General features: G+C 67.6%; 6 protein-coding genes. 5 read left to right on the top strand and 1 reads right to left on the bottom strand.

Annotated elements, in window-relative coordinates:
• Positions 1 to 6: 6 nt before the first annotated feature.
• On the bottom strand, positions 7 to 1,236 hold the full coding sequence (locus ACOGI5_RS00030; RefSeq protein ID WP_419862424.1) for an ATP-binding protein: 1,230 nt from the start codon (positions 1,234 to 1,236) through the stop codon (positions 7 to 9).
• A gap of 191 nt (positions 1,237 to 1,427) precedes the next feature.
• Between ACOGI5_RS00030 and ACOGI5_RS00025 the strand changes: the two genes are divergently transcribed.
• The 5 genes from ACOGI5_RS00025 to ACOGI5_RS00005 form a co-directional block, all read left to right on the top strand.
• Positions 1,428 to 3,395, top strand: a complete 1,968-nt coding sequence (locus ACOGI5_RS00025) for a cadherin-like beta sandwich domain-containing protein (RefSeq protein ID WP_419862423.1) — start codon at positions 1,428 to 1,430, stop codon at positions 3,393 to 3,395.
• Positions 3,396 to 3,632: 237 nt separating this feature from the next.
• Positions 3,633 to 6,140, top strand: coding sequence for a cadherin-like beta sandwich domain-containing protein (locus ACOGI5_RS00020; RefSeq protein WP_419862422.1), 2,508 nt, complete (start codon positions 3,633 to 3,635; stop codon positions 6,138 to 6,140).
• Positions 6,141 to 6,294: 154 nt separating this feature from the next.
• Positions 6,295 to 7,584 (top strand): ATP-binding protein, encoded by a 1,290-nt coding sequence (locus ACOGI5_RS00015; protein ID WP_419862421.1) that lies wholly within the window; start codon positions 6,295 to 6,297, stop codon positions 7,582 to 7,584.
• A 356-nt stretch (positions 7,585 to 7,940) separates the two neighbouring features.
• Positions 7,941 to 11,087: a cadherin-like beta sandwich domain-containing protein gene (locus ACOGI5_RS00010; protein WP_419862420.1), complete on the top strand. Its 3,147-nt coding sequence runs from the start codon at positions 7,941 to 7,943 to the stop codon at positions 11,085 to 11,087.
• A gap of 113 nt (positions 11,088 to 11,200) precedes the next feature.
• Positions 11,201 to 13,293 (top strand): cadherin domain-containing protein (locus ACOGI5_RS00005; RefSeq protein WP_419862419.1); only part of this gene is annotated, 2,093 nt, incomplete at its 3' end.

Below are 13,293 nucleotides of genomic sequence, written 5' to 3'. Positions count from 1 at the left end.
GGGCGTCTACACCAGCACGCCGAGGGGGGCTGCGGCGATCCGGTCGCCGAGCCGGTAGGCGGTCGCGCCGGGGTGCACCACGATGCCGGCACGGAAGCCGTCGCCGAGCCGGTCGCGCAGCGCAGCTAGCGAGCGCGTCTCGGCGGCGCTGACGGTCTGGGACAGCTTCGCTTCGAATGCCACCACGTCTCCCCCCGGCAGGTCGGCCACGAGGTCGATCTCGTGCTCCCCGCCGGCGGATCGCAGATGACTGAATCGCCAGCCGAGACCCTGGGCATCCGCGGTCGCGCTGATCTGGCACACCACGGCGCTCTCGAAGAGCTGTCCGAGCCGGTCACGCCGCAGTTCCAGCACGGCGGCCGTCTCGTGGTGGTCGGCGGCCGCCAGTGCGGGGTCCACGAGGTGTCGCTTCGGGCGACGCGTCAGGCGCTTGAGCAGGTTGTTCGACCAACCGGTCAGCTCCTCGACGAGACCCAGCCGCACGAGCAGATCGTGGTACGTCTCGCCGGTTGCCTTGGAGACGCCCGCAGCATTGTGGATCGCAGCGTGCTCGGCAGTCGTGCCGACGGTGGCGCCGTACGCGCGCACGTAGTTGCGCAGCTTGGTGATGTCCCGCTGCGCTGGCGCGATCTCGGCCAGATCCCTGGCTACCGCCAAATCGAGGTAGGCCCGCAGCGCCTCGTGGTGGCCGGCGGCGCTCATGCCGAGGTAGCCCGGCAGGCCGGACTCGGTGGTCGCTGCCACCTGTTCGGCGGGCGAGAACGGCGAGCGGACGCCTCGGACTGCCTCGATGCCGTGCTCGGCGAGATCGCGGAACGCCACCGCCGGTGCCGTGCCCCGACGCTCAGACAGCGTCATGGGACGCAGACGCACCGGCAGGATGCGTCCGGCGCCTGCATGAACGTCGGTGCGCATCGCGGCCCGGGACGACCCGCTCAGGATGAACCGGCCTGGCGACCGTTCCTCGTCGATGGATCGACGTACCGCATCCCACACTGTGGGCACTCGCTGCCATTCGTCAAGCAGCACGGGCGGCTGCAGGGAGCCGTATGCAGCCTCGGGGTCGTCGGCGACCATTGCGGCGACAGGCGGATCGTCCAGGCGCAGCGTCGATCGGGCGAGGCGCTGCGCGCTGGACGTCTTGCCGGTGCCCCTGATCCCTTCGACGAGGCACGCCGGGTGGACGTCCATGAGGTGCGTGAGGCGTTCGTCGATGTGCCTCCGCAGGTAGGTCATGCACAAAAGGATAATTGACTATCCACATTGCGGATGACAGACCGGGCAGTGTCGCTCGGCAACTCGGCAGGGCGCACGACAGAGTCGGAGCTGTGGCGGTGCGTAGGTGTTGGTACGAATGTGCTAGACGTGGCGCGGCGCCGGGCGGCTGCGGCTCGCCGGGCATGGAGCGGTCATGGAAGGGGTGCGCCGTGCAGGATCGCGTTGTGTCGGCGGTGATGGCGGGTCAGGCGTCGGGCATCGGTGCGCGGCGGGGCCGGCTGGGGCGTTGGCTGGTCCCGGCGGCCGCAGTGGTGTTGTTGGCCGGTCTCGGGGTGCCGGTGGGTGCGAGCGAGTCCGGCCGCGAGATCGGCGAGGTGGTGTTGTCGAGCGGTGCGCCGGGGGAGCTCACTGTCTCGTGGGAGGCGCCGGTGCTGGTGCCGTTCGAGTATCGGGTGAGCTGGGCCCGCGAGGATCTGGAGTTCTTGTCGTTCCAGTCCGAGAACGAAGCCCATCGCGGCAACGAGTGGCTCTCAGGTGATGCCGCCTCGGTCATATTGACCGGCTTGGACGAGGGCGCGACCTACAAGGTGCAGATGCGTGCGCGTTTCCGCAGCGTCGAAGGGAAGGTCTCGGCGTCGCCGTGGACCGATGAGGTCACCGCGGGGGTGTCGTCGTCGCCTGTTGCTCAGCAACATCATGATCAGCAGCAAGATCTGCAGGTTCAAGGCCAGCAGCAGGGACTGCCCGATGAGCAGCAGGGGAGCGAGCTCGGCGAGAACGAGATCGGCGAGGTGGTGTTGTCGAGCGGTGCGCCGGGGGAGCTCACTGTCTCGTGGGAGGCGCCGGTGCTGGTGCCATTCGAGTATCGGGTGAGCTGGGCCCGCGAGGATCTGGAGTTCTTGTCGTTCCGGTTCGTGGATGAGGAGGCTCATCGCGGCAACGAGTGGCCCTCAGGTGATGCCACCTCGGTCACGCTGAGCGGCCTGCAGGGGGGCGCGACCTACAAGGTGCAGATGCGTGCGCGTTTCCGCAGCGTCGAAGGGAAGGTCTCGGCGTCGCCGTGGACCGCCGAGACCACAGCGGCGGTGCTCGCCCAGCAACAGGCCGAATTGAATCGGGTCCTCGCGCCAGGATTCGTGAGGAGTCCGGAGCGTGATGTCCTTCTGCAGCGGCACTCCACCCACCCGAATCCCACCGGCGTGTGGTCTGACGGGGTCACCATGTGGATCGCCGATGACAGAAACCTCGACAGGGCCTACGGCTACGAATTGGCCACTGGAGCCCGTGACGCCGACAAGGACATCAGCACCCTCGACGATGCCGGCAACGACTTTCCGCGGGGTCTGTGGTCCGACGGCACCACCATCTGGGTCGCCGATGCGGGCTACGGCCAAGAGCTCTACGCCTACGATCTCGACACGGGCGCCCGTGACGCCGACAAGGACATCAACGCGTCGTGCTCAGCGGGGAATTGCGACCCCATGGGCCTTTGGTCCGACGGCACAACGATGTGGATTGTCGATTGGGGGGATGCCAAGATCTACGCATACGAACTGGCCACCGGTAACCGCGACGCCGACAAGGACTTCAGCACCCGGCGCGCCGCCGGCAACGGTACGCCGCGGGGTCTGTGGTCTGACGGGCTCACCCTGTGGGTCGACGATGCGTACGACGACAGGATCTACGCCTACGACCTCGCCACAGGCAACCGCCGGGCCGATCTGGACTTCAACACCCTGGCGGCCGCCGGGAACGGCGATCCTGTGGGGCTGTGGTCCGACGGGACGACTATGTGGGTCGTCGACCACCAGGACGAAAAGATCTATGCGTACAACATGCCGGTCTCGTCGGCGCTGAAATCGCTGTCGATCTCGGGTGTGGACTTCGGATTGTTCCAGACTGGCATCTTCGCTTACTCGGGCACGGCAGCGGCAGGAACGATGTCGGCGACGGTGACCGCGGCGGCGGCGTTCGCGGACGACGCAGCGGTGACGGTCGCGTGGGAGGCAGCCGACGGCACGACCGGAACAGGAACCTCGGTGACGCTGTCCGAGGGCGAGAACACGATCACGGTGACGTCGTCCTATGACGCCGACGGCGACCCCGACACCGACAACGCCGATGTCCGCACCTACACCGTGACGGTCACGGTGCCCCCCGCCGCCGACAACAGCTGACGGGCGGCGACCGGTCGACTCTCGGGGCTCGCTGTCGGGCTGAGAGTGTCAGCCTTGGGGGTTGGCGCTTGGGCGGGTGGCGCCGGGCTGGGCGCGTGCTGCTGGGTTCGAGATCGCCAGTGCGGCTGCGCTGCGTCTGTGCTGGCTCGTGAGTGCCGGTATGGGTGTGCTATAGGTGGGCGCGGTGTCGGGTGGGTTCGGCTCGTCGGGCATCGATGAGCACGGGAGGGGTGTGCTGTGAGGGATGGCGCGGTTTCGGAGGGTCGAGACGGCACGGCTGCGGTGCCTGCCGCCGGTGTGTGGCGGCGTCGTGGCCGTTCGGGGCTCGTGGGTCCGCCGGGCCGTTTGGTTCGTTGGGGTGCGCTGGCGGCGGCGGTGGTGCTGGCGGCTGGTGCGGTTCCTGCGGGGGCGCAGAGCACGGACCCGCCTGAGGACTCGATGACGGATCCGCCGCCGGCGGCTGATGATGCGTCGTTGAGCTCGTTGAGCCTGTCGGGTGTGGACTTCGGCGGCTTCTCGGGGGAGGTGCTGGTGTACGCGGCGAACGTGGCGGGCGATGTATCGGCGACGACGGTGACTGCGACGGCGACCAATTCGGCGGCTGAGGTATCGATCCTCGCTGACGACGCCGATACCGAGACCGACGGGCATCAGGTGGGGCTGATCCGGGGCCGCAACTGGGTGCGGGTGTCGGTGACTTCCGCCGACGGGATGGTGCAGCGGCAGTACGAGGTGATGGTGGTGCGCGATCCAGGGGAGGCGATGAGCCGCAATGCCGACGCGGACATCGGCATCCACGGCGACCCGCCGCAGGACGGATGGGCCTATTTCAAGGGCGTGTGGGGCATCAACGACCGGCTCATGCTGATCGGCCATGGCGGCAGCCCCCAAATCCGGGAGGCGTGCACGATCCAAAGCTACGACTTGGCGACGGGTCTGCAATTGGATCCTCGGCTGCTGGATGACCCGTTCCTGCCGGGGTGCAGTCCCTTTCCCACGCTGAACGCGGTCGTCAACGGCGCGTGGTCTGACGGGGAGATCGTGTGGGTCTCGTATCTGCATCAGAAGGTCATCAGGGCCTACAACCTCGAGACAGGAGCGTTCTTGCCTGAGCGGGCGATCAGCACGTCCAAGGCGAAGTCGGGGTCGCAGCTGCTGCGCGGGGTGTGGTCTGACGGCGAGACGATCTGGGTCGCCGAGAACTATGCCTTGAAGGTGTTCGCGTTCGATCTCGGCACCGGCGAGCGCCGGCCCGATGCCGACATCGCGCTGGAGACGGGGGCTGACAGAGTCGACGCCGGGCTGGCGGAGAGGTACAAGATCTTCGGGCTGTGGTCCGACGGGAAGACGATGTGGGTCGGCGAGGGCTGGGCCGCCTCACAGATCTTCCCGGGACCCAACCGCATCTGGGCCTACGACTTGGCGACAGGCGAACGAAAGAGCGACCTGGACATCCCCGACCCGCTCGGCACCAACAGCACCGCATACGACGGAGCCAACATGGCGGGGTTCTGGTCTGACGGTGCGACGTTGTGGGTCAGCGAGACCCGGTATTCCGAGTCCATCAGGGCGTTCAACATGCCCGCCAACGCGCTGCTGACCTGGCTCAGGCTCAGCGACGCCGACATTCCGTTCTCCGCGGACCGGTTCGAGTACTCGGTGCGCGTGCCGCTGGAGGTGTCGCGGGTGACGTTGTCGGCTGCGGCGGCGTTCTCCGACTCGGAGGTGTCGTTCTCTGTGGCGGACGCCGACGCGGAGGTGGGCGGCGTGCAGGTGGACTTGGCGGAGGGGCTGAACACGGTGGTGGTGACGTCGGCGAACGGCGGCGATACCCGCACCTACACCGTTCGGATCAATCGCGCTGACCCGCCGCCCCCGCCGGTGCCGTTCAGCGCGGAGCTGTCGTCGTTGGCGGTGAGCGGTGCGGAGCTGACGTTCTCGGCGGATCAGCTGATCTATGAGGCCGAGGTGGCTGCGGATGTCGAGAGCGTGACGGTGTCGGCTGTGGCTGCTGATGAGCGGGCGTCGGTGACGGTGCTGCCCGCAGACGCCGATCCGGTTGCCGATGCGCATCAGGTGAGCCTGTCGGTGGGCGCAAACGTGGTGACCATCACCGTGAGGGCGGGCAAGGAGATACTCACCTACACGGTGGTGCTGACCCGACCAGCCGGCACCGGCGACGACAGCGACGACGCTGTGGGCGGCGAGAGCGACAGTGACGGTGACGGCGGTGAGGGACCGGTTTCGCTGCAGAAGGAAGAGCCTGAGGAGTTGGCGGCTGCTGAGCAGCGGTCCGAGTCGGGGTCTGAGTCTGAGTCGGGGTCTGAGTCTGAGTCTGAGTCTGAGTCGGAGTCGGGGTCTGAGTCGGGGTCTGAGTTTGACGGGTCCGAGCCGGTGGGGCCGGCGTTGACGGCGGGTTTCGAGGGTGTGCCTGATGCGCATTCGGGTGCGGGTTCCGATGTGGTGGTGCGGGTGCGGTTCAGCGAGCCGTTGGCGGTGAGCTATGTGACGATGCGCGACGGGGGTGGGGTGTTCGTGCAGTCCCCGCATCGGGTGGTCAGGGCCAAGCGTGTGGAGGGTCGCAGCGATCTGTGGGACATCACCGTCAGGGTCGGCGATGATCGCAGGCTGTCGGTGACGGTGTTCAAGGGCTCTGGCTGTGACGGCGAGCATGCGGTGTGCACCGCGGACGGGCGGCCGGTGTCGGAGGCGGCCCAGGTCTTCATCGAAGGCCCCAGCAGCTAGCCAGTCGCCCGACGGCGACCGCCGCGACGGTGACCCGGCAAGGCTGGGAAGCGCCGCTGCTCGCTGCGGCTGGATGTGCGTCGTATCGGTAACAGTGCGCGCGTCGTGTTGGTGCAGTAGAGGCCGTCGGTTTGGTTCGATAACGTTGCCCGGAATGGGGCCGGGAGTGCCGGACGGCTATTTGCCGCGGATCGTGGACAGCGAGCTCGACGTGCTGTGCGCCGAGCTGCCCGCTGTCGCGTTGGAGGGACCGCGGGCGGTCGGCAAGACCGAGACTGCGCTGCGCCGGGCGACCACTGTGCATCGCTTGGACGACATCGCCGAATTCGACATCGCTCGCGCCGATCCCTCGCGTCTTGCCAAGGGCCATCCGCTGGTGCTCATCGACGAGTGGCAGAGGTTGCCGGAGTCGTGGGATGTCGTGCGCCGTGCGGTGGACGCTGACCCCCGTACGCCTCGGTTCTTGCTGACCGGCTCCGCAGCGCCGGCACAGGCGCCGACGCACTCAGGTGCAGGCAGAATCGTCACGGTGCGCATGCGGCCACTGTCGCTCGCAGAGCGCGGCCTTTGCCCCCCCACGGTGCGTCTCGGCAGCCTGCTCGCAGGCGGCGGCGCGGCGGTGGAGGGAGCTAGTTCGCTGCGGCTGGAGGATTACGCCGAGCAGATCACCGGATCGGGCTTTCCTGCGCTTGTCGGGAGTTCCCAGCGGGCAGCAAGGGCCTTCTTGGACGGTTACCTGGACCGCATCGCCGAGCGTCACGTCCACGAGCAGGGCCGCACGCTGCGCAACCGGGCAGCCCTGCGTCGATGGATGGCCGCCTATGCCGCCGCTACCTCGACAACCGCGGCATTCGAGAAGATCCGGGACGCGGCATCGCCGGGCGAGGCTGACAAGCCGACCAAGGCCACCACTATCGCCTACCGCGCGGCGCTGGAGGGTCTGTGGGCGATCGAGGAACTGCCCGCGTGGCTGCCCTCCCGCAACCATCTGCGCCGGCTGGCCGCAGCACCCGTGCACCAGCTGGCCGATCCGGCGCTCGCAGCGCGCCTGCTCGAGACCGATGCCGACGCCCTGCTCGAGGGGCGTGACAGCGGCCGGCGCATTCCCCGCGACGCCAGTCTGCTCGGCGCGTTGTTCCAATCGTTGGTCACCTTGTCAGTGCGCGTGTACGCGCAAGCGAACGAGGCCAAGGTGTTCCATCTGCGCACTCAGGGCGGAGAGCACGAAATCGACCTGATCGTCCAAGGAGCAGGCGGTCGCGTCGTGGCGCTGGAGGTGAAACTCACCCAGACCGCCTCCCACAGCGACACCCGTCACCTGCGATGGCTCGCAGAACGCATCGGACCCACGCTCGCCGATGCCGCAGTCATTACCACCGGGCCCGAGGCGTACCGGCGACCCGACGGCATCGCTGTCATCCCTGCCGCACTGCTCACCGCTTGAGCACCGCTGTGCACGTCCATGCCGTCTTGACACAGACCTGCCTGTCGCCGCCGCGAATAGACTGACATCAGTGCGCCAGCACGGGGTATCGCCATCACGAGCGCGCCGCAGACTCGAGCGGTTGCAGAGCGCATCGCGGCTCTGAGGCATCGGGGAACAACATGATCAATCGCAGCAGTGCGGGATTCGGCAGCCTCGTTCGGCAGCTGTTCGGTTCTGCTGCAGGACGAGGGCCACGTCGGCCGCGTCGCGCGATGTGCGCGCTGGCGGCATGCGTCGTGGGGTCAGCGGTGCTGGCGACAGCAACGGGGCCTGCCTGGGCACAGAGCAGCGACGCGACCCTCTCGCAGCTTTCGATGAGCCACGTCCGCAGAGGCGTTTCCGTCACCGGCTTCCATGTCGGCAACCCCCAGTACTTCGACTACACCACGCTGGTCGGTCCCACCGTCGCTGAGGCGGTCGTCACCGCAGAGGCGTCAAATCCCTCGGACACGGTGACGATCAGCCCTGCTGACGCCGACCCCGACACCGACGCGCACGAGGTCGCCCTCGCCGTCGGCACGAACGTCGTCAAGATCGTCGTGCAGCCCTCAGACGACTCCGAGCCCAGCACCTACACATTGACGGTGACCCGGCTGTCGGATGCCCCCTTCGAGCGTGACACCACCGAGGAGCACTTTTTCGGCTGGGAGATCGAAGACCCGTACTCGGTGGCATCCGACGGAATCCACATGTGGGCCGCCGGCCCGCTCTCGGCCACCGTCGTCGCCTACGACCTGGCGAGCGGCGAACGTCGGCCGGCTCTGGACATCAGCCCCGAGGCCCATCCGCACGTCGGCTCGTCCCATGGAGTGACGGTGAGCGGGACAACGCTGTGGGTCCTCGACCCCTCGAACCAGAAGATTCATGCATTCGACGCGGCCACCGCCGCGCCGCTGCCCGGCCTGACCTTCGACTCGCCGGCGTCGCCGGGCGAGGCGTGGACCGACGGCGAGACCTTCTGGGTGCACAACGGCGGGCTCGACAGCATCGCCGCCTTCGATGCGGTGACCGGCGAGCATCTCCCTGACAAGAGCCTCACGACGCTCGTCGAGGCGGGCAATACCGCGGTGGGGGGCTTCTGGTCAGACGGCGACACCATGTGGGTCTCAGACTGGAACACCAGCAAGATCTTCGCTTACGACCTGGCCACCGGCGAACGACAGCCCTCCAGGGACTTCGACACGCTCGCCACCACGCTTGCCGGCATCGGCAACCATCTCCCCGCCGGATTGTGGTCGGACGGGAACACCATGTGGGTCTCCGACTTCCGGGTCGACAAGGTCTACGCCTACAACATGCCGCCTACAGCGATGCTGTCGACGCTGGAGATCGAAGGGTTCGACTTCGGCTCGTTCCGGCCCGGCCGGCGGCACTACTCGCTGCACCTGCCGATGAGCACCGCCTCGGTCACCCTCAGGGCCTCGGCAGCGTCGCGCAGCGCCCAGGTGTCGATCAGCCCCGCCGACGCCGACGACACCGTCGACGGGCACCAGGTCGAAGTGGGCACTGACCCAGCCGCGGTGACCGTCTCGGTGGTCGACGGCGACGTCTCCACCTCGTACACCGTCCGGCTGTCCCGCTCTCAGCACGCCACGGTGTCCAGCGACGCAACGCTGTCAGCGCTCGAGCTGACCGATGTCGACCTCGGCGTCTTCGACAGCATCGACTACGACCATGCCGGTACCGTGGACAACAGCGTGTCCCGCACCACGGTGACCGCAACGCCTGCCGACCTCGGCGCTTCGGTCACCATCAGCACGCCTGACGCCGATGCTGCCGACGGCTACCAGATCGACCTGGACGTCGGCACCACTTCGTTCGAGGTCACGGTGGACTCCTCCGACGGTCAGCGCACCCAGATCTACCGCGTGAGGGTTGATCGAGCCGCAGTCGGCGACTACGGCTGGGCAGCTCACCGCGACATCATGCTCGACGACATCAGCGCCACCAATGGGGGTTCGTCCCATGCGGGCGGCGTGTGGTCTGACGGCACGATCGTGTGGGTCGTCGACCAGAGCCGCAGCGTCATCTTGGCGTACGACCGCGACAGCGGGACCCGGCTGCCCGAGCGGGACATCGTCGACCTGCGCACCTACGACGAAGACTGGAACTTCACCGGGAACTGGGATCCCCGGGGCATCTGGTCAGACGGCGACGTCATGTGGGCTGCCGACTGGGTCGACGACAGCGTGTTCGCCTATTCGCTGGCAGACGGCACCCGCCGGGCCGAGGCCGACTTCGAGTTGGCGTACGAGAACAATGAGGCCAGGGGCATGTGGTCCGATGGCACCACCATGTGGATTACCGATGTCCACAAGGTGTTCGCCTATGTGCTCGAGACCGGCCAGCGCGATCCCTCGAAAGACCTTGACGGCCTGAGCGAGGCCGGCAACTCGTCGCCGTGGGGCCTGTGCTCCGATGGCGAGGTCTTGTGGGTGACTGACACGAGCGATGCCAAGACATACGCATACAGCCTCGATGACGGCTCGCGGCTCCCCGAGCAGGACTCCCCAGTCCTCGCGGCCGCGCCGCGGGGCGCGTGGTGCGATGCCAGCCATCTTTTTACGACCAGTTCCGCACGTCGCGTCCACGTGTTCAACATGCCCCAGTCCGAGGAGGAGCAGCAGAGCGAGCAAGAGCGGTCCGACGATCAGGAGTCGGAGTCTGAGGGGCCGTTGTTGGTGTTGGAGCAGCGGGTGTTGGAGCCTGATGAGATTGGTTCGGTGGTGGTGTCGAGCGGTGCTCCGGGGGAGTTGTCGGTGTCGTGGGGGGCGCCGGGTTTGGTGCCGTTCGGGTATCGGGTGATGTGGGCTCGTGAGGATCTGGGGTATCTGTCGTATTGGCAGGCTGATGAGGCCCATCGGGGCAACGTGTGGCCCGACGGCGGGGCGTCCTCGGTGACGCTGTCGGGTCTGGAGCAGGGCGCGAGCTACAAGGTGCAGATCCGCGCACGGTTCCGCAGCCTGGAGGGGAAGGTGTCGGCGTCGCCGTGGACCGGTGAGGTCACGGCGGTGGTGTCGTCGCCGGCCGCCCAGCAGCAGGCCGACGAGCCCGATTCCGCCGAGCAGCAGGCCGCCGAGCCCGAGACTGAAACGGACGAGGCCGAAGCGGTGGGGCCGGCGTTGACGGCGGGTTTCGAGGGTGTGCCTGATGCGCATTCGGGTGCGGGTTCCGATGTGGTGGTGCGGGTGCGGTTCAGCGAGCCGTTGGCGGTGAGCTATGTGACGATGCGCGACGGGGGTGGGGTGTTCGTGCAGTCCCCGCATCGGGTGGTCAGGGCCAAGCGTGTGGAGGGTCGCAGCGATCTGTGGGACATCACCGTCAGGGTCGGCGATGATCGCAGGCTGTCGGTGACGGTGTTCAAGGGCTCTGGCTGTGACGGCGAGCATGCGGTGTGCACCGCGGACGGGCGGCCGGTGTCGGAGGCGGCCCAGGTCTTCATCGAAGGCCCCAGCAGCTAGCCAGGCTGCACAGTCTCGACTCAGTTGGTTGCCGCGCAGCGGGTCAGCGAGACCCGGTGGGCCGAGGCCGTGTGTTGTGTCGCGGTGTGGTGGGTTGGTTCGAGCGTGCTGTGGTGCGTCGGTGGGTGTCGGCGGCGTTCGACGCGGCGACCGGCGACGCGTCGGAGGGTCGGTCGCTGGCGGGAGTGGTGGGGTCGGGCACGCGTGGGCTGTGGTCTGATGGGGCCACGATGTGGGTTGCCGACGGCCCCGCGGCGCGTATCGACGCGTACGATCTGGGGTCGGGCGAGCAGGTGCCGGCGTTGGGGTTCGGCGGTCTGGCGGACGCGGGGAACTCTGAGCCGGCGGGGATCTGGTCTGACGGCGACACGATGTGGGTACTGGACCATCTGCAGCACCGCGTGTTCGCCTACCGCATGGCACCCAACACCGCACAGACACCCACCGACCAGCAGGACCAAGCCGATCAGCAGAACGCCGACCAGCAAGCCCAAGGTCAGCAGCAAGACGCCGAGCAGAACGCCGACGAGCAGCAGCACGGGCAGGCAGATCAGCAGGATCAGGCCGACGAGCAGCACGGCGACGAGCAGCAGCAAGAGCAGGCAGATCAGCAGAACGCCGAGCAGCAGCACGGGCAGGGCGGCGACGAGCAGCAGGACCAGCAGCAAGAGCAGGTGGTGGTGCGCGCTGAGGACGAGATCGGCGAGGTGGTGCTGTGGAGCGGTGCTGCGGGTGAGCTGACCATTTCGTGGGAGGCGCCGGTGCTGGTGCCGTTCGAGTACCGGGTGAGCTGGGCGCGGGAGGATCTGGAGTTCTTGTCGTTCCGGTTCGCCAACGAGGCTCATCGCGGCAACGAGTGGCCCGCCGCAGACGCCACCTCGGTGACCCTGTCGGGTCTGGAGGAGGGCGCCGCGTACAAGGTGCAGCTGCGGGCGCGGTTCCGCGACGCCCGAGGCAAGGTGTCAGCGTCGCCGTGGACCAACGAGACCGCCGCCACCGTGCACTCGGCGGCGTCGCTGCTCGCCCACCAGCAAGCCCAACAGCGCGACGAACAGCAGGGCGTCGACGAGTCGTCTGTGCACCAAGAGCAGGGCACCCAGGACGATCAGGACGCCGAGGAGCCCCAGATCGAGCTGCCCCCGCCCCAGATCGAGTTCGTGGAGTTCGTTGAGCAAGAGAACGGCGACGACGAAGAGCCCGTCGCCGCCCAGCAGAACACCGATTCCGAGCCCGCTTGGACGCTTGTCGGCAACCTCGGATCGTGGGGCAGCGCGACCTGCAGCACGGTCATTAGGGATGCTCACCTGGGCCTCTCGGGCTGGGCTGTGTACTTCAATACGGGCACGAACCCCGAGGGATGGGAACTCGATGAGATCGAGATGGACTTGCTCGAGGGCGTCGGCATCGATGTCGAGCAGTGCCCGGCGGCGCATTGGCTGGGCGTTGATGTGCCGTGCATCGCTCTCGAGGGGCCGAGTCCGATAACTGAGGGGCTGAACACGTTTGTGCCGACGACCGACGGCGTGGTTCTGTCGGGTGATTCCTCTTATGCCATCGTGTTCTCCCGCCGGTCGGGGCTGTCGGAGGTCACGCCTCGGCTGAGCTGGACCAACGCATACTCGGAGGGCGAGACCCACAGTGCCTCGGCGGGCTGGACCTTGGCCGAGCTTCATCGGAAGAAGTATGATGACTCGTGGTCCAGGCTGCTGAACACGCAGGATGCGCAGGTTTCCGGCGTGCACTGGACCAAGGAGATCCCGTCCAATCTGGTGTACCGCACCGAGATTCCGGGGTACGACAATTTCGGAGGCGAGCTGCGTTTCCGGGTCGTGGGCAGGCCGGTGGGCGGTCAGGTGAATCTGGCGCCGTTCTTCAGGGACTGGAAGGTACCGGACGGTGCGGACCCGTTGTCGTTCGCGGTGGATGAGGACCGCGGTGGGGGCGCGGCCGTCGGCTCTCTGAGAGCGCGCGATCCCGACGGCGACGCGTTGAGCTTCACCGTCAGCGGCCAAGATGTCGACGCGTTCAACGAGGACTTCGTGATCGATGCCGCTGGCAGGGTGCTGGTCGCGCCGGGCCGCAGCTTGGACTATGAGAGCCGGTCGCGGTACTCGGTGCGCGTGAGTGTGTCCGACGGGGTGGACGAGGCAGGGCAGATCTCCGATTCGTCCGATGACGAGGTCGCGTTGACCGTCACGGTGAGAGA

It is taken from the genome of Candidatus Poriferisodalis sp., assembly GCF_965208925.1.
Classification (GTDB): Bacteria; Actinomycetota; Acidimicrobiia; order Acidimicrobiales; family Poriferisodalaceae; genus Poriferisodalis.
Note: the sequence above shows the minus strand (reverse complement) of the source record. Positions and strands in the feature narration are given on the sequence as shown.

Coding starts and splice junctions, on each gene's coding strand:
- ACOGI5_RS00015 (WP_419862421.1), top strand. CDS start 6,295: ATGGGGCCGGGAGTGCCGGACGGCTATTTGCCGCGGATCGTGGACAGC.
- ACOGI5_RS00010 (WP_419862420.1), top strand. CDS start 7,941: ATGAGCCACGTCCGCAGAGGCGTTTCCGTCACCGGCTTCCATGTCGGC.
- ACOGI5_RS00030 (WP_419862424.1), bottom strand. CDS start 1,236: ATGACCTACCTGCGGAGGCACATCGACGAACGCCTCACGCACCTCATG.